This is a genomic window from Corynebacterium epidermidicanis, from assembly GCF_001021025.1.
GTDB lineage: Bacteria > Actinomycetota > Actinomycetes > Mycobacteriales > Mycobacteriaceae > Corynebacterium > Corynebacterium epidermidicanis.
Genome location: NZ_CP011541.1, coordinates 1556854 through 1574023, shown reverse-complemented (window position 1 = coordinate 1574023; position 17170 = coordinate 1556854). Strand labels below are relative to the sequence as shown.

Sequence of the window (17170 nt, the reverse complement as noted above, 5' to 3'; positions counted from 1 at the left end):
CGCTCGGAGTAGTTAGAGAGTTGAGGGGCGGGCCACGAAGACCGTCGCTAAGCGCTTGCCTTTCTCTTTGACCAGAGCCACGGCTGTGCCATCAGCCGTGACGGCCGCGTGCACCCCTTTGAGGCCGCGGGGTTCGAGCCATTTGCCCATCGCCAAGGCGGCTGCGTCTTCGTCGTTGACGTTAAGGGTTGGGAAACTCGCAGCCAGCGCTTGGTCGAGGGTGAGCGAAAAAGTCGGGTTCGTGTTTAGTTCCTCGAGGGTGCGGGCATGCTCAAGGGTGAAGGGGCCGACGGTGGTGCGTCGTAATGCGGTGAGATGACCACCCACACCCAAGCTGGCCCCAAGGTCGCGCGCGAGCGAGCGGATATAGGTGCCTGAGGAGCAGAAGACCTCGACGTCGAGGTCGATGAATTCTGGGGTTCTTCGTCGGGCGAGCACATCGAATCGATGGACGGTGACAGGCCGGGCTGGGATGTCGACGGTCTCGCCAGCTCGCACTAACTCATGCGCGCGCTTGCCATTGATCTTGATCGCAGACACCGAGGAAGGCTTTTGCATGATTTCACCGGTTAGCTTTGTGATCTCAGCGTCGATGTCTTCGTCGGCGAGGTGACCTGCTGCGGTGACCTGCAGGGTTTCGCCCTCTGCGTCGTCGGTGGTGGTACTTGCGCCGAGCCGAATCGTGGCCTGATAGGTTTTGGTCTCAGCGATCAGGTGCGCGAGAAATTTCGTCCCGCGTTCGATGCCCACCACCAACACACCAGTGGCCATGGGGTCCAAGGTGCCCGCGTGCCCAACCTTCCGGGTATGAAAAGCACGTCGCAGCTTGGCGACGACATCATGAGAGGACATGCCCGCAGGCTTATCAACGATCACGAGGCCAGAATTAGCGAGCACATCAGTCATGCTTACCAAGTCTATGACGTACCATGAACCGGTGGATATTTGGCATGGACTTTCCGAGGTCCCACAGGACCTCACCGGCAGCGTAGTGACAATCGGTGTTTTTGACGGCGTTCACCGCGGACACCAACAACTCATCAAAACCGCAGTCGATCGCGCGCACTCCCAGACCCTGCCAGCAATCTTATTGACCTTCGATCCCCACCCAGCCGCGGTGATTCGCCCGGAAGCCATGCCGCCGCTACTTAGCAGCATGGTTGGCCGTGCCTCACTGGTGTCTAAGCTTGGCATCGATCATTTGTTGGCGCTCAAATTCACCCGTGACCTGGCGGCGCTCGAACCGGAGCAGTTCTTCCGCGAGGTGCTCTTGGACACGTTGCACGCGCGCACGATAGTCGTCGGCAAGAACTTCCGCTTTGGGCACCGCGCGGCCGGAACCACGGACTTGATGCGCGAACTCGGCGAGAAGTATAGGGTCGAAGTCATCGTCCATGACCTATTTGAGCTTGGCGACGACCGCTGCTCCTCAACTCGGGTGCGCGCCCTGCTCAGCGAAGGCAAGGTTGCCGAGGCCGCCACGATCCTTGGGCGTCCGTTTTCGGTGTTTGAGATCGTCACCCGTGGTGCCGGGCGGGGTGGGGCTGAACTGGGATACCCGACCGCGAATATGTATATTTCGGAAAAGTACGCGCTGCCGGCCGACGGTGTTTATGCCGGGTGGTTCATCGTTCGCTCGGCATCTCCGATCGTTGGCGACATGGAGCGCGATGTACGTTATCCAGCAGCAATTTCCGTTGGAACGAACCCGACCTTTGGAGATACGCGCCGAAGCGTGGAGACATTCGTCCTCGATCGTCATGCTGACCTGTATGGGCATGCGTGCGAGGTGGAATTCGTTGATTTTGTGAGAGGAATGGAAAAATTCCACTCGGTTGACGAACTCCTGGTGGCCATGGAACGAGACGTGAAAAAGATACGGGAAATTTTGGCCTAACCAGCTGGTGTGGTAATCTTCTTCGAGGTCTTACTGCGGTTCGCAGCAGTGGGCCACCCGCTAATAAACCAGCGGGCTTTTTCATGCGGACTGAAATAATAATTTGAGGAGAAATCCCATGGCTCTTACCACTGAGCAGAAGAAAGAAATCCTGGCCGAGTACGGTCTGCACGAGACGGACACCGGTTCGCCAGAGGCACAGGTTGCCCTTCTGACCTCCCGTATTCGTACCCTGACGGAGCACCTGAAGTTCCACAAGCACGATCACCACTCCCGTCGTGGCCTGTTGCTACTCGTTGGTCGTCGTAAGGGCCTGCTGCAGTACCTGGCTGACAACAACATTGAGCGTTACCGTGACCTGATCGCTCGTTTGGGTCTGCGCCGATAATCGGTAGCCGACTGCAAGTCGCTGAGACTTACAACTTTGGCCCCTTCCCATGGTCTTGTGACCTGGGAAGGGGCTTTTGGGTTAAGTAGAGAAAAGTGTGTCCGGTCGGTGTGTCGTCGGCGGTGCGGGTGTGCTGCATAAGTGCTATGTCGTCGCTTCGGCGTAGTCCGACTACGTAGAGCAGCGTTTTTTAATGAATAAAATCCCACAGCGGTAGTCCGACTACACCGAAGGGACGACATCGAGCGAGCTAAAGCACCCAAACAACAAATACTGGCTTCAGGCCCACAACGCTGCGGAAAACACGCATCAGAGACACACTTTTCTTTACTTAACCCGGGCTTTTGTTGCCTTGGGGCGGTTGTTCTTTGCCTTCGAGATTGCTCACTTTTTGCGGCTACCGACTAGCTGCCGCATCGGGTTGGCAAACTTCACCACACGGTAGCGCTCGAAAACTGGCGTTTTAGTCCGTTTCGGTGTGGTCACGTTTGCGTTTACTTACGCGCAGCGGGCGGGAAAAGTCTTCGCCTCAGTTCCAGCAGCACCTGTACTCGTCAGGCAAAACATTCACCCGTAGCCAGCCAGCACGCTGCCGCTGCGCCACGACAGGCAGGAAAACCCTGCTAGGCTAGTGAGGATTGCATTTGCATCGACAAGACAACAGGGTCGGCACCGATGACCGCCCGCAGCAGTAATGAAGAAGTTGTAAAGAGGAGAACTCGCCTAATGAGCGATGTCGCGTACTATCACGATGAAGAATTCGGCACCTATGGTGTCACCGCAACAATCGATAATGGGGATTTCGGCAAGCGCACGATCCGCCTGGAAACCGGCCAACTCGCCCGCCAGGCCGACGGCGCCGTTACCGCCTACCTGGACGAAGACACGATGCTGCTGGCCACGACCACCGCGTCCAATCAGCCACGCGAAGGTTTTGACTTCTTCCCACTGACCGTGGACGTGGAGGAGCGGATGTATGCTGCTGGACGCATTCCGGGGTCATTCTTCCGTCGTGAAGGCCGTCCTTCCACTGAAGCAATTTTGGCGTGTCGCCTGATTGACCGCCCGCTGCGCCCGACCTTCGTGAAGGGGCTACGCAACGAGGTCCAGGTTGTCATCACTGTGCTGTCGATGAACCCGCAGGATATGTACGATGTCCTCGCCATTAACGGCGCGTCTGCTGCCACTCAGCTGTCGGGGCTGCCGGTTTCCGGTGCCGTCGGTGGCGTGCGCATGGCGTTGATCGCGGACGAGAAGCACCCGAAGGGTCAATGGATCGCGTTCCCGACCCACGAGCAGCACGAGCAGGCGCTCTTTGAGATCGTCGTCGCCGGCCGCATCGTGCGCAAGGGCAAGAAGGAAGACGTCGCGATCATGATGGTTGAAGCGGGCGCCACTGAGACCGTCGTGCCACGCATCAAGGCCGGCGCGCCAGCACCAACGGAAGAAGTCGTTGCCGAGGGGCTTGAAGCTGCGAAGCCATTCATTGAGATCCTCTGCCGTGCGCAGCAAAAGCTTGCCGACGAAGCGGCGAAAGAAACGCAACAGTTCCCACTCTTCCCGCCATACACCGACGAGGTTTTGGAAAAGGTCGAGCGCGTTGCTGGCAAGAACATCGAGAAGTTCATGCAGATTGCGGGCAAGCATGAGCGTGAAGATGCCACTAACTCTCATATGGAGCAGGTCGTCGAGAAGCTGAAGGGCGACTTTGAGGATGAGGAGAAGGCAGCCAAGGAAATTCGAGCAGCGTACAACTCCGTGATGAAGTCTGTGGTGCGTCGTCGGATCCTGACCGACCACTTCCGCATCGACGGCCGTGGCATCACCGATATCCGCGACCTCGGCGTCGAAGTTGACCTCATCCCGCGTGCGCATGGTTCCTCTCTGTTCGAGCGTGGTGAAACCCAAATCATGGGTGTGACCACACTGGACATGCTCAAGATGGAACAGCAGATTGACTCCCTCGCGCCGGAGAAGTCCAAGCGCTACATCCACCACTACAACTTCCCGCCATACTCCACCGGCGAGACCGGTCGGGTTGGCTCGCCAAAGCGACGTGAAATCGGCCACGGAGCACTCGCAGAGCGTGCGCTTCTGCCGGTGATCCCAACTCGTGAGGAATTCCCATACGCGATCCGCCAGGTTTCCGAGGCGCTGGGCTCCAACGGTTCGACCTCGATGGGTTCGGTATGTGCGTCGACGCTGTCGCTGTACAACGCTGGTGTTCCACTGAAGTCCCCGGTTGCAGGCATCGCCATGGGTTTGGTCTCCGACGAGGTTGATGGCGAAACCCGCTACGTTGCCCTGACGGACATCCTGGGCGCCGAGGATGCGTTCGGCGATATGGACTTCAAGGTGGCCGGCACCCGACAGTTCATCACCGCACTGCAGCTAGACACCAAGCTCGACGGCATCCCGTCACAGGTGCTGGCAGACGCTCTAGCGCAGGCCCGGGAGGCGCGCATCGCGATTCTAGACACGATGGCCGAGGTCATCGACGCCCCAGACGAGATGAGCAACTACGCGCCACGCATCACGTCGGTGTCCATTCCGGCCTCCAAGATCGGTGAACTGATCGGACCGAAGGGCAAGAACATCAACGCCATTACCGAGGAGACCGGCGCAGATATCTCCATCGAGGATGACGGCACGGTGTACGTGTCCGCAACCTCGGGTGAAGCTGCTGAAGCTGCGATTGAGAAGATCAACTCTATCGCCAACCCACAGCTGCCCAAGGTCGGCGAGCGCTACCTGGGCACCGTGGTCAAGACCACGGCGTTCGGTGCTTTCGTCTCCTTGCTCCCAGGCCGTGACGGTTTGGTGCACATCTCCAAGCTGGGCGGTTCCACCCGCGTAGAAAAGGTCGAAGACGTGGTCAACGTTGGCGACAAGATCCAGGTAGAAATTGCCGACATCGATAACCGCGGCAAGATTTCCCTCGTCCCAGTCGACGGTGCGGACGATTCGGAAGCAGACGCCTAAAGAACATGCCGCGTGCATGAGCAAGACTAAGAAGGGCTCCATAACTTGTGGGGCCCTTTTTCTTGGCGAGTAGCCTGGTAGCCAGAACCGATAACAAGGAGAAAACCATGACAACATTCAAGGTGGGCGTGATTGGTGCCCGCGGACGAGTTGGCCAAGCAGTCTGCGCCGGAGTATCCGAAGCAGCAGATATGGACTTGGTAGCCACGATCGACCGCACTGATCCGCTGCAGAATCTCGTAGACCAAGGCGCCGAGGTCATCGTGGACTTCACCAACCCCAACGTGGTGATGGACAACCTGGAGTTCTGCATCAACCACGGTATTCACTGTGTGGTGGGCACCACCGGTTTTACTGAAGATCGAATCGCGCAGGTCAAACAGTGGCTCGAAGCGAACCCTGGAGTGGGTGTTCTCATTGCACCAAACTTCGCGATCTCCGCAGTACTCACCATGCATTTCTCTCAGCTCGCGGCGCGTTTCTTCGAATCCGCCGAAGTGATCGAGATGCACCATCCAAATAAACTAGATGCTCCTTCGGGAACCGCGATCCACACGGCGAAAGCTATTGCCGAGGGGCGTCGACAAGCACAGTTGGGTGCCCAGCCCGACGCCACCGAGACTGCCCTCGACGGTTCGCGGGGCGCGCTTGTCGACGACATCCCGGTCCACGCGGTCCGCATGCAGGGGACCGTCGCGCACGAAACCGTCATCTTCGGCACTTTGGGCCAGACCTTGACCATCCGCCAGGATTCTTACGACCGGACGTCGTTTGTTCCCGGCGTGTTGCTCGGCGTCCGCGAAATTTCACAGCATTCGGGGCTTACTATTGGTCTAGAGAATTACCTCGAGCTTTAGGAAAGTTGGCAGGAACCCGCAGTGGCAAGAAATGTAGAGTTATCCGTTGATCTCATCGCGTGCACGCACTTCACGCAGCCCAGCGATGTCGCGTGGACGACGGATGCTACCGGCGGTCAAGCATTAATCGAATTCGCAGGCCGGGCCTGCTATGAGAGCTTTGATAAGCCAAACCCCCACACTGCGGATAACGCTTCGTATCTGCGGCATGTAATGGAAGTGGGCCATACCGCGCTGCTAGAACATGCCACGGCAACCTTGTACCTGCGGGGCCTTTCCCGGGCGGCCAGCCACGAGTTTGTTCGCCATCGTCACTTTTCCTTCTCGGAGCTTTCCCAACGCTACGTTGATCCCGAGGAACTCAACGTGGTGATTCCGCGGCTCATCGCCGATGACGAGGCGTTACTTCGGCTATACCATCGCGCAATGGATGAATCGCGGTTCGCGTTTGACGAGCTTCTGGCTGCGCTGGAAGAAAAGCTGGGCGCGCAAGCCAATGGGATTTTGCGCAACAAGCAGGCTCGGCAAGCGGCGCGTTCAGTACTGCCCAATTCCACCGAGACGCGCATAGTGGTCACCGGCAATTTCCGCACATGGCGGCACTTCCTAGCGATGCGCGCAACGGAGCATGCCGACGCAGAGATCCGAACAGTGGCTGTGAAGTGCTTGAAGGTTTTGCAGCCCTTGGCGCCAGTCGTATTCGGGGACTTCGAGATTGCCACGTTAAGCGACGGGAGCGAAATGGCGACGAGCCCCTATGTGACAGATTTCTAGATTTTGAACTAGAGTCGGCAGTAACGCTTAATTAAGAAGAATTGAACCCACATTAGCAAAGGTAATTTCGCGGATATGTCTAGCAACCAAGTCAACATCACTGGCAAAGAAACTTTCGGTACCGTCTCAGTGGCGATGGTAACTCCTTTTGATACCAATGGCGATCTCGACCGAGGTGCAACCGAGGCTTTGGCGGTTCATCTCGTAGACAGGGGGGTAGATTCCCTAGTCCTATCCGGGACGACTGGCGAGTCCCCAACTACCACGGTGGCAGAAAAAACGGAACTAATTAAGATTGTGCGCTCAGCGGTGGGAGATCGAGCGAAAATTATCGCCGGGACGAGCACCAATTGCACCCGAAATTCGGTTGAGCTGGCCAAACTCAACGCTGAAGCCGGCGCAGATGCGCTGCTTGCCGTGACTCCTTATTACTCGAAACCTAGCCAAGAAGGTGTTTTTCAGCACTTCATTTCTATTGCTAATGCGACAGATCTACCTATATGCCTGTACGATATTCCTGGTAGGTCGTCAATCGAAATCGCTACGGATACGATTCGACGTCTAGCCGAACACCAGAATATTCAGGGCATGAAGGACGCCAAAGGCAATTTGTGCGCCGCCACCGAGCTCATTCAGTCGACTGGTCTGGCCTGGTATTCGGGAGATGACCCGCTGAACCTGCCTTGGCTCAGCCTTGGCGCAACGGGCTTCATCTCAGTGGTAGGCCATGCAGCTCCGCAGGCATTGCGTGAGCTCTACACAAGTTTCGAGGAAGGCGACCTCGCCCGTGCGCGGGAAGTCAACGCCAAGCTGTTCCCGCTGTTTCAAGCGCAAGCGCGACTCGGTGGGGTCAGCATGAGTAAGGCTGCTCTGCGACTGCAGGGCATTGAAGTAGGAGACCCACGACTGCCACAGGTACCAGCTACCGAGGCGGAACTGGCGCAGCTCCGTGAAGACTTAATAATGGCTGGAGCCCTTTAAACATGACTGAATCTCGTAATCGCGCCCGGAAGGTAACCCGGAAAGCCGGACCACCTGAGGTAGAGGCTGTAGTTTTCCAAGCCCCTGAGGCAGCAGTACAAAGTGCTGAGCCTGCAACTCAAGATGGGGAACAGGCGTCGGAAAGCGCCGGCAACGGTCGTGGCCGAGGAGCAGGCAATTCTGCTGGCAACAACTCCGGCAACCGTCGCGGTGGCCGAGGACGCGGCCGAAACGGCAACGGCAACGGCGGCAACGGCAACGCAGGAAACAACGGTGGTGGGAACAACCGTGGGCGTCGTAACGTGGTGAAGTCGATGCAGGGCGCTGACCTGACCGAGCGCCTCCCCGAGCCGCCGCAGGCTCCGAAGGATGGCCTTCGGATTGTCGCTCTGGGTGGTATCTCGGAGATTGGCCGCAACATGACGGTCTTTGAGTACAAAGGCCGACTGCTGATCGTCGACTGTGGCGTCTTGTTCCCATCTTCTGGTGAACCTGGTGTGGACTTGATCCTTCCCGACTTCTCCTACATGGAGGGCAAGTGGGACAAGGTGGAAGCTCTTGTGGTTACCCACGGGCATGAAGATCACATCGGCGCCATCCCATGGCTGCTCAAGCAACGCCATGACATCCCGATCCTGGCTTCGCGTTTCACCCTCGCGTTGATTGCTGCGAAAACTAAGGAACACCGCCAGCGACCAAAGCTCATCGAGGTCAACGAGCAGTCTAACGTGAACCGTGGCCCATTCAACCTGCGCTTTTTCGCGGTCAACCACTCAATCCCAGAGTGCCTCGGCATTGCCATCAAGACGGGTGCTGGCCTGGTGGTTCACACCGGTGATATCAAGCTCGACCAGACCCCAACTGATGGCCGGCCAACCGACCTCCCAGCAATGTCTCGCCTTGGTGACGAGGGCGTGGACCTCTTCCTCTGTGACTCCACCAACGCCACCACTCCTGGCGTATCAGGTTCGGAGTCCGAAATCGGACCTACCCTCAAGCGCCTGGTCGTTGACGCCAAGCAACGCGTGATCATCGCCTGCTTCGCATCCAACGTGTACCGGGTGCAAGCCGCCATCGACGCCGCTGTCGCTTCTGGTCGCAAGGTTGCCTTCAACGGTCGTTCCATGATTCGCAACATGGAGATCGCTGAGAAGATGGGCCTGCTAAAAGCCCCACGTGGCACCATCATTCAAATGGACGAAGCTGCCAAGCTCGCTCCACATAAGGTGCTGCTGGTCACCACTGGTACCCAAGGTGAGCCGATGGCTGCTCTTTCGCGCATGGCTCGTCGTGAGCACCGCCAAATCACGGTTCGTGATGGCGACCTCATCATCCTGTCTTCCTCGCTGGTGCCAGGCAATGAGGAAGCCGTTTTCGGTGTGATCAACATGCTCGCCCAAATCGGCGCCACTGTGATCACGGGTCGCGATGCTAAGGTGCACACCTCCGGCCATGGCTACTCTGGTGAGCTGCTGTTCCTCTACAATGCGGTTCGTCCGCGCAATGCCATGCCGGTGCATGGCGAATGGCGCCACCTGCGTGCCAACAAGGAATTGGCAATTTCCACTGGTGTGCAGCGTGATCGCGTCGTCTTGGCGCAAAACGGCGTTGTTGTTGACCTGGTTGGTGGACGTGCCCAGGTAGTGGGCCAGATTCCAGTCGGTAACCTTTACGTCGACGGCGTCACCATGGGCGATATTGACGCGAAGGTGCTCGAAGACCGCACGTCGATGGGCGAAGGTGGTGTTATCGACATCACTGCCGTTATCGACAACCGCACCGGCCGATTGCTGGAACGTCCAACCGCCCGCGCCCTCGGCTTCTCCGAAGACGCAGTGGCAATGATGCCGGAGATCGCCGACTTGGTCGAGACCATCATGATCGAGCAAGCGGGCGAAGGCGAAAACGATCCTTACCGCATCGCCCAGCAGGTACGACGCAAGGTCGCCCGCTTCGTTGAGCAGAAGTGGCGTCGTAAGCCGTTCGTCATGCCAACCGTCGTGCCTATGGCATCGGACACCGCGGTCGTCGACGATGCCGACCTGCATAACGCTCGCCCGAGCCTGTAGGAAAACTTCGTCTGATTCGACGATGAGCCCCAGTAACTACACTGGGGCTCATGTCATTTTCCAAGCAAGAACGTATCCAGCTAACCCGTCTGCTTCTCGACGTCGGTCCCGATGCTCCCACCTGCTGCGAAGGATGGAACACCAGGGACTTGGCCGTCCATTTGTTCGTACGCGAACACAGGCCGCTGGCAGCGGCTGGAATGTTCTTCCCGCCATTGGCGAGCCGCCTCGAAGCAGTTTCTAACGAAGTGGCCCAATGGGAGTTCTCGGACTTCGTTAATCGATGGGGGAGTGGGCCACCACGGGGGATTAAGCCAGTAGACCAACTGATGAATCGAGCGGAGAATTTCGTTCATCACGAGGATGTCCGCCGTGCCACTAACTACACCCCACGGCAATTCGATGTCGCGACCCAGCGTGAGCTATACAGTGCGTTGAAGATGGCGAAGTCGATGCTCAAAGGTTCGACCCAGCGGGTTGTCTTGAACCCGTCCGGGGAGGTTGCCTTTCCACAACTGTTTGCCGGCAATCGCCGTGCTGCTGAAACAGTCGAGGTCAGCGGTCCCGTTGCCGAGCTTCTATTGTGGGTATTTGGCCGCCCGGCTAAAGATGTGGAGTTCACCGGGGATCCCGCTGCGTTGCGACTAATCCAGTTGTAATCAGGCTGATCTGGCCGCTGCGGCTCTCACCCTAAGGTTCAATTTCCGATTGGGTCGCACGACCAGAAAGCTGTGCGGAAACCCGACCTAGCACAGTTGCGAAAAAAGTTCGCTGTTTCCGGTGTGGCAGATGTGACTAGAGGGGTGTGGGCGATTAGGGTTGGGTGCATGTCTGCCTCCAATAGCACCCGGTCGCCCCAGTCGAGAACGAACCGCAGTAAAACGCGGCCCTCAGCTCGCACCACCAGACGTGCCTCGACCAGCTCTTCAGTAGTAAGCCGGCCGTCGACGCGCGCTGCGGAGACTTCGAGTGAACGGACTGGCAGCGCTTTCCGTGCTGTCGGTGGCGGCCTGGGCGCGATGTTTAGAGGTACAGCGCGAGCCGTCGGCGGTGCCACCCGGGGGCTTTCGCGTAGCAAAGCGGACCCGGAAGACACCGATGGCGTCATCAACGACTTCGACCAGGATTGGGATGACTCAGCCGAGCCGACGAAGCCTGCCAGGTCGACGTCTTTTGGCATGCAGGAGCATGCGGACGGGATTGGCTTGCTGCTCATCGGCCTGAGCGTAGTTCTTGGCGCCACCGTGTGGTTTGACATTGCCGGTCCAATTGGTGCTGCGATCGCAGACGGTGCCCATTGGGTAGTCGGGGCGGGCGCTTTGGTGCTGCCGTTGGCTCTGTTTGCCCTTGCGTTGGCCCTGATGTTGGGATACGCGCCCCGACCAGAGCGCAGCGGTCCGGTTACGTTGGGCACCGCGCTCATTGTGTTGGCCATGTTGGGTATGGTCCACATTTTCGCAGGTAATCCAGTTGATTGGGGCGGGCGTAAGCAAGCCGGTGGCGTGCTTGGCTACCTCGTCGGCGGGCCGTTGGCAGCCGGCTTTAGCGCTTATCTCGCGGTACCGATTTTGATTCTGGTCATCGTCTATGGCGCGCTCAAGGTCACCGGTGTTGCGACCCGCGACTTGGTTTCCTACCTCGTGGAAGTCCTGGGTTTCCACGATGCTCGTCGGCTGGACGAGACAGACTCTTCCGCTGAAGACGATTTGTATCATGATGTCGATCAGGAAATCGAAGACATTGCGGCCGATCGGCCTCGTTCGCGTGAGCGACGACCAGCCCCGGCAACTCCTGAGCGAACCCGAGCCATTGCTCGTCCAACCCCGATGGAAGCCTATCCACTGGACGAGGTCGACGATGAGCAACCCTCGCTGTTTTCTGGCCTGAAGAATCGAGTACAAAAGGCTGCCAAAACCGATCCTCGAGGTGCAGATAGCGACGAAGCGGTGACCCAGGCTGAAGGGCGAAAGCCTGCCTCTGCTGCAGGAACAGCATCTTCTTTGGCAGGAGCCGCCGCTTCAGCAGCCTGGGCTGCCTCAAGAGCTACCGCGGCTACCACTGAGGCAAAGGCGCAGCTGGCTAGCGAGACAGCTCGAACCGCTGCGTCTGCCGCCGGTAGGCTTTTTGAATCCGGATCGGGACCTGATACCGATGAATTTCCGGCGTCGCCTCAAGCCGCTGATACCGCAGAACCGACGGTGGTGGTGGAACGGCCGTCGCCAAGCAGCAGCAACGATGCAGTTGCCGCCAGCCGGGCAGCGATGCGTGAGGCAATCATTGCGCGATCCGGAATCGACCCCACCGCGGTTAGCTCTGCTGGCGCAGTGGAAGAGAAGACATCCGAAGCGCCGAAAGTGGGAAGCGCTGATTATGTGTTGCCAAGTGCGGACCTGCTGATCCCGGGCGAGCCACCCAAGCAGCGCAGCGCCGCAAATGATCGGATGATCGACGCGATCACGGAAGTCTTCCGCGAATTCAACGTGGATGCGATGGTTACCGGCTTTTCTCGTGGACCGACAGTGACCCGTTACGAGGTAGAGCTGGGCCCTGGCGTGAAAGTCTCTAAGATTACGAACTTGCAGTCCAACATTGCCTACGCTGTGGCAACCGACAACGTGCGTATTCTGGCGCCAATCCCAGGGAAGTCTGCGGTGGGCATCGAGGTGCCTAATGCGGACCGAGAGATGGTGCGTCTAGCGGATGTTTTGAATGCGCCACAGACGGTGAGCAATCATGACCCGATGCTGATTGGCCTCGGTAAAGATATCGAAGGTGACTTTATTTCGCATTCGATTCAAACGATGCCACACCTGCTGGTGGCTGGTTCAACCGGCTCGGGTAAATCCGCGTTTGTTAACTCCATGCTGGTGTCTTTGCTGACGCGCGCCACCCCGGAGGAAGTTCGGTTGATCCTGGTCGACCCGAAGATGGTGGAACTTACGCCTTACGAGGGCATTCCGCACCTGATCACGCCTATCATCACACAGCCGAAGAAGGCAGCAGCTGCGTTGAACTGGCTGGTTGAGGAGATGGAGCAGCGCTACATGGACATGAAGTCCGCTCGGGTGCGTCACATCAAGGATTACAACCGCAAGATCCAGTCTGGAGAGTTGACAGCTCCGCCGGGATCGCAGCGTGAGTATCGCGCCTACCCTTACATCGTTTGTATCGTCGACGAGCTCGCCGACCTGATGATGACCGCTCCGAAGGAAATCGAAGATTCCATCGTGCGCATCACCCAAAAGGCGCGCGCCGCAGGTATTCACTTGGTGCTGGCCACTCAGCGCCCGTCTGTCGACGTTGTTACGGGTCTGATCAAGACAAACGTGCCTTCTCGCCTCGCTTTCGCGACGTCCTCGCTCACCGACTCCCGCGTCATTTTGGACCAGGGTGGCGCGGAAAAGTTGATCGGCATGGGCGATGGCTTGTTCATTCCACAGGGTGGGCGTCCGGTACGTATGCAGGGCGCATTCGTTACCGACGAAGAGGTCCAAGCTGTCGTGGATGCCGCGAAGGATCAAGCCGAACCAAACTACACCGAGGGTGTGACCGAGGACAAGGCCGCCGAAGCGAAGAAGAACATCGACGCCGACATCGGAAATGATCTGGAAGATCTGCTGCAGGCGGTCGAGCTGGTGGTGACTTCGCAGCTGGGTTCGACATCTATGTTGCAGCGCAAGCTGCGCATTGGCTTCGCCAAAGCTGGTCGATTGATGGACTTGATGGAAACCCGTGGCGTGGTTGGGCCGTCGGAGGGCTCGAAGGCTCGCGAGGTCCTGGTCAAGCCGGAGGAACTCGAAACTATCCTATGGATGATCAAGGGCGCTGACCCTGCCGAGGCCCCCAAAGAAGACGCTGCCTCTGTCGACGAGACGGGTGAGGACGTGCACGTCGTCAAGGCCCAGGCAAACCCCAGTGCCGGCGCGTTCTAGCCAGCTTATCGACGCGCCGATGGTCGCAGGAATGTGACGCGGAGCCTATTCATCGGCTACAGTAGGCAGTTGTCTTGGAGGGGAGTACCCCAGTCTTTTGGCATTGATCGTCAACACGGTGGTTGCGTTGTGAGTGACCCCCGGTCATGCCAGCCCGTTTCTTCGCGCAACGGGCGGGGGAGACCTCCGGTCATTTCGTGAACCGATCAGACCGGAGGTCTTTTGCTATGGAAGTAAATCTTATGACGTGGCTCGTGACGGGTGCCGTCGTATTGGCGTTGTTCATTTTCGACTTCTACTCCCACGTTCGTAAGCCACACGAGCCCTCCATGAAAGAATCCGCGTATTGGATGCTGTTCTACATGGGTTTATCCGTTGTTTTTGGCGGATTTCTCTGGATGACGTGGAGTGAACCGGGCAGCCCACATCAGCACGGCATGGAGTTCTTTACGGGCTATGTCACCGAGTTGGCCTTGAGCGTGGACAACCTGTTCATGTTTGCCCTGATCATGGGCTCGTTTAAGGTCCCACGCAAGTATCAGCAAAAGGTTTTGTTGATCGGCATTGTGCTCGCGCTGATCTTCCGATTGGTCTTCATTTTGCTGGGTGCGGCGGTTATCAACGCCTGGTCGGACGTGTTCTACCTCTTCGGCCTGTTCATCCTCTACACGGCGGTCAAGCTGATTATCGACGAGATGTCGGACCAGCCCGAGCAAGATCCTTCGGATATGTGGATCATCAAGACGTTACGCAAGGTCATTCACGTGACGCCGACGTATGAGGGCGATAAGCTCTGGGTCCGCAAAGCAGGCAAGAAGGCGTTGACGCCGCTGTTCGTGTGCTTGGTTGCGATCGGCATGATCGACGTGATGTTTGCCCTCGATTCCATCCCTGCTATTTACGGCATCACGCAGGAACCATACATCGTGTTCACCGCGAACGCCTTTGCCCTGCTGGGCCTTCGCCAAATGTACTTCCTTCTCGATGGTCTCATTGACCGCTTGGTCTACCTGCCATACGGATTGGCAGTCATCCTTGGCTTCATCGGCGTCAAACTGGTGCTGCATGCGTTGCATGAGAACAACCTGCCGTTCATTAACGGCGGGGAAAACGTGCACGTGCTTGAGATCCCGACAGTTGTGTCCCTGCTCGTCATCGTCGGTGTTTTGGCGATCACCACTCTGGCTTCGGTGATTAAGACAAAGCGTGATGAGGCCCAAGGCGCGATCGCACCAAAGTGGAATCCCGCCAAGGACATCACCGAGCAGGAAAACGAAACCGCTAACTAAAGATATTCAGCACGGGGTTCCATTTGCGGATAACCCGGCCTGCAAGAATGCCGAGCCGGTGGAATGGATCCGCGTTCATCAGCTGCTCGGCATCGGCTACGGTGGCGTTCTCATTCAGACGAATAATGATGAGAGCGCCACCGTTTTCGTCTAGAAATGGGCCCGAGCCGACGAGGATTCCTTCCTCTTTAAGCTTTGCCAAAAACTCACGGTGCACGGGTCGGTTCTCGGCAATCAGGTGCGAATCAGCAGGGTAGTCGTAGAAAATAGCGAAGAAACTCATGGCGCAAAGTCTAGTCGAATCTGGCCTGTAGATTGCCCATTCGGCGGCTCAGGATCATATGAAGTCTTGAATTGTGAACAGGATCGATCGGCCCCCAATTGGCGACTTCCCAAAATTCTCTTACAGGTCGGGTCTCGTCCACCGTTGAACCTGTAGCGGGTAGGGTAGTTGATTGTGACTGGTGACCAACAAAGCGGAGCTTCTGTCCCTTCGGCTTGGAATGTGCCGAATGCCTTGACGAGCATGCGCATTATTGCCGTGCCACTTTTCGTATGGCTGGTTCTTAAAGGCAATCATGTCGATCACCGCTGGATGTGGTGGTCATTCGTTTGTTTCGTCGGGCTCATGATCACGGACAAACTTGACGGTGACATCGCCCGCAAGCACAACTTGGTGACCAACTTCGGCAAGATCGCAGATCCGATCGCGGACAAAGCGCTGATGATTTCGGCCTTCGTATCGTTGAATATTGTGGTTGACCTGCCGGTATGGATTACAGTCGTTGTGGTCGTGCGCGAATTGGGCATCACTTTATGGCGCATGGTCCAATTGCGAAGTGGCCGGGTGGTTCCGGCATCGAAGGGCGGCAAACTAAAGACAGCTTTGCAGTCCTTGGCGATTGCGTTGTTCCTGATTCCGGCTCCCAGCTGGGCTCATTGGCCGATCTATGCAGTGATGTACGCAGCGGTTTTGGTAACTGTTGTCACCGGCGTTCAATACGTGTGGGATTCTAGAAAGGCCAACAATGTCTGAAAATTCGGCGGAGCTACTGGTTAATTTTTTGCGCGAACGTGGGGAAACCATTGGCACCTGCGAGTCATTAACTGCGGGTCTACTCGCCGCGACAATCGCGCAGGTGCCCGGAGCTAGCGAGGTCCTCCGCGGTGGCATCGTCACTTATGCCACTGATTTGAAGTCCAGCTTGGCGGATGTCCCCGCCGAGCTTATCGACGAGTATGGGGTGGTCTCTGCGCCTGTCGCGGCAGCGATGGCGGCTGGTGCTCAACAGCGACTGGGCGTCGATTGGGCAGTTGGGCTGACCGGCGTCGCTGGTCCTGATGATCAAGAAGGGCATCCGCCGGGAGTGGTGTTCCTGGGAATTGCAGGACCTGGTGGAGTTTCTAGTGAGCGTGTGTTGCCGACCCAACACCTGCGGTGGGCTATTCGTCCAGGTGCTGCAGAGCCCGAACAAGTCGTCGACGGCTCACGAAATGAGATTCGCTGCTGTTGTGTTGAGTATGCGCTGGGACGAGTCGTCGAGCTTGGGAACAAAACCTAATCGCGAGACGTTAAGAGGTGTGATGGCTACTCAAACTGCACTTTTGGAAAAACCTGGTTACCTTCGTGTTCCGGCGCATGGTGTCGTGCGCCAACCGGAGCCTCTGCTCCGAGAGGCTCTTGGTGCTGCCTTGCGAGCATTTCGAGCGGATAGGGGAGTTACACTGCGTGAACTTGCAGAAGCTTCCTCGGTATCGCCGGGGTATCTCTCTGAACTGGAGCGGGGCCGTAAAGAAGTATCTTCTGAGCTGTTAGCTTCGGTGTGCCACGCATTGGGCGCTAGCGTTTCGGATGTTTTGATCGAGGCCGCCGGCTCTATGGCCATGCGTGACGCTAATCCAGATTTGGCAACAATTTAGCTCTCACCCAACACTGAACAACGAGCCTCAGTACACTTAGCGATATCAGGTCATCGCAGCTTTGGCGTCGATGGCAGCACA

The 17170-nt window shown here is 57.6% G+C and carries 15 protein-coding genes; 13 read left to right on the top strand and 2 right to left on the bottom strand.

From position 1 onward, the window contains the following. Positions 1-12: 12 nt before the first annotated feature. Entirely contained in the window at positions 13-906 is an 894-nt protein-coding gene (truB, locus tag CEPID_RS07330) for a tRNA pseudouridine(55) synthase TruB (RefSeq protein WP_047240417.1), read from the bottom strand. Between truB and CEPID_RS07325 the strand changes: the two genes are divergently transcribed. From CEPID_RS07325 to CEPID_RS07280, 10 genes are all read left to right on the top strand, one after another. After that, entirely contained in the window at positions 905-1897 is a 993-nt protein-coding gene (locus tag CEPID_RS07325; protein ID WP_236684222.1) for a bifunctional riboflavin kinase/FAD synthetase, read from the top strand. The genes truB and CEPID_RS07325 overlap by 2 nt on opposite strands. A 118-nt stretch (positions 1898-2015) precedes the next feature. Further along, complete coding sequence (rpsO, locus tag CEPID_RS07320) at positions 2016-2285, top strand: 30S ribosomal protein S15 (protein ID WP_047240416.1); 270 nt, start codon at positions 2016-2018, stop codon at positions 2283-2285. Positions 2286-3011: 726 nt separating this feature from the next. Beyond that, a complete protein-coding gene (locus CEPID_RS07315) occupies positions 3012-5267 on the top strand; it encodes a polyribonucleotide nucleotidyltransferase (RefSeq protein WP_047240415.1) in 2256 nt (751 codons plus the stop codon). A 107-nt stretch (positions 5268-5374) separates the two neighbouring features. Next, positions 5375-6124, top strand: a complete 750-nt coding sequence (dapB, locus tag CEPID_RS07310) for a 4-hydroxy-tetrahydrodipicolinate reductase (protein WP_047240414.1) — start codon at positions 5375-5377, stop codon at positions 6122-6124. Positions 6125-6145: 21 nt separating this feature from the next. Continuing rightward, the gene (thyX, locus tag CEPID_RS07305; protein WP_047240413.1) at positions 6146-6898 is read left to right on the top strand and encodes an FAD-dependent thymidylate synthase; all 753 of its coding nucleotides are present in this window, start codon (positions 6146-6148) and stop codon (positions 6896-6898) included. A 75-nt stretch (positions 6899-6973) separates the two neighbouring features. Further along, positions 6974-7879, top strand: coding sequence for a 4-hydroxy-tetrahydrodipicolinate synthase (dapA, locus tag CEPID_RS07300; protein WP_047240412.1), 906 nt, complete (start codon positions 6974-6976; stop codon positions 7877-7879). Between the two features lie 2 nt (positions 7880-7881). After that, entirely contained in the window at positions 7882-9948 is a 2067-nt protein-coding gene (locus CEPID_RS07295) for a ribonuclease J (RefSeq protein WP_047240411.1), read from the top strand. Between the two features lie 50 nt (positions 9949-9998). Beyond that, positions 9999-10607, top strand: a complete 609-nt coding sequence (locus CEPID_RS07290; protein ID WP_047240410.1) for a TIGR03085 family metal-binding protein — start codon at positions 9999-10001, stop codon at positions 10605-10607. Between the two features lie 360 nt (positions 10608-10967). Beyond that, positions 10968-13880 carry a DNA translocase FtsK gene (locus CEPID_RS12630; RefSeq protein WP_330217759.1) on the top strand — a complete coding sequence of 971 codons (2913 nt, stop codon included), beginning with the start codon at positions 10968-10970 and terminating at the stop codon, positions 13878-13880. 227 nt (positions 13881-14107) lie between these two features. After that, on the top strand, positions 14108-15169 hold the full coding sequence (locus CEPID_RS07280) for a TerC family protein (RefSeq protein ID WP_047240408.1): 1062 nt from the start codon (positions 14108-14110) through the stop codon (positions 15167-15169). Here CEPID_RS07280 and CEPID_RS07275 read toward each other — a convergent pair. Further along, the gene (locus CEPID_RS07275; RefSeq protein ID WP_047240407.1) at positions 15162-15452 is read right to left on the bottom strand and encodes a YciI family protein; all 291 of its coding nucleotides are present in this window, start codon (positions 15450-15452) and stop codon (positions 15162-15164) included. The genes CEPID_RS07280 and CEPID_RS07275 overlap by 8 nt on opposite strands. Positions 15453-15626: 174 nt before the next feature. On the opposite strand from CEPID_RS07275, the gene pgsA reads away from it, so the two are divergent. From pgsA to CEPID_RS07260, 3 genes are read left to right on the top strand one after another with little or no spacing between them, the layout of a single operon-like run. After that, positions 15627-16205, top strand: a complete 579-nt coding sequence (gene pgsA, locus CEPID_RS07270) for a CDP-diacylglycerol--glycerol-3-phosphate 3-phosphatidyltransferase (RefSeq protein ID WP_047240406.1) — start codon at positions 15627-15629, stop codon at positions 16203-16205. Further along, positions 16198-16731, top strand: a complete 534-nt coding sequence (locus CEPID_RS07265) for a CinA family protein (RefSeq protein ID WP_047240405.1) — start codon at positions 16198-16200, stop codon at positions 16729-16731. Before pgsA ends, CEPID_RS07265 begins: the two co-directional genes overlap by 8 nt. Before the next feature lie 22 nt (positions 16732-16753). Further along, a complete protein-coding gene (locus tag CEPID_RS07260; protein WP_047240404.1) occupies positions 16754-17089 on the top strand; it encodes a helix-turn-helix domain-containing protein in 336 nt (111 codons plus the stop codon). Positions 17090-17170: the final 81 nt, after the last annotated feature.

Coding starts and splice junctions, on each gene's coding strand:
- CEPID_RS07325 (WP_236684222.1), top strand. CDS start 905: ATGCTTACCAAGTCTATGACGTACCATGAACCGGTGGATATTTGGCAT.
- truB (WP_047240417.1), bottom strand. CDS start 906: ATGACTGATGTGCTCGCTAATTCTGGCCTCGTGATCGTTGATAAGCCT.
- rpsO (WP_047240416.1), top strand. CDS start 2,016: ATGGCTCTTACCACTGAGCAGAAGAAAGAAATCCTGGCCGAGTACGGT.
- CEPID_RS07315 (WP_047240415.1), top strand. CDS start 3,012: ATGAGCGATGTCGCGTACTATCACGATGAAGAATTCGGCACCTATGGT.
- dapB (WP_047240414.1), top strand. CDS start 5,375: ATGACAACATTCAAGGTGGGCGTGATTGGTGCCCGCGGACGAGTTGGC.
- dapA (WP_047240412.1), top strand. CDS start 6,974: ATGTCTAGCAACCAAGTCAACATCACTGGCAAAGAAACTTTCGGTACC.
- CEPID_RS07295 (WP_047240411.1), top strand. CDS start 7,882: ATGACTGAATCTCGTAATCGCGCCCGGAAGGTAACCCGGAAAGCCGGA.
- CEPID_RS07290 (WP_047240410.1), top strand. CDS start 9,999: ATGTCATTTTCCAAGCAAGAACGTATCCAGCTAACCCGTCTGCTTCTC.
- CEPID_RS12630 (WP_330217759.1), top strand. CDS start 10,968: ATGTTTAGAGGTACAGCGCGAGCCGTCGGCGGTGCCACCCGGGGGCTT.
- CEPID_RS07280 (WP_047240408.1), top strand. CDS start 14,108: ATGGAAGTAAATCTTATGACGTGGCTCGTGACGGGTGCCGTCGTATTG.
- CEPID_RS07275 (WP_047240407.1), bottom strand. CDS start 15,452: ATGAGTTTCTTCGCTATTTTCTACGACTACCCTGCTGATTCGCACCTG.
- CEPID_RS07265 (WP_047240405.1), top strand. CDS start 16,198: ATGTCTGAAAATTCGGCGGAGCTACTGGTTAATTTTTTGCGCGAACGT.
- CEPID_RS07260 (WP_047240404.1), top strand. CDS start 16,754: ATGGCTACTCAAACTGCACTTTTGGAAAAACCTGGTTACCTTCGTGTT.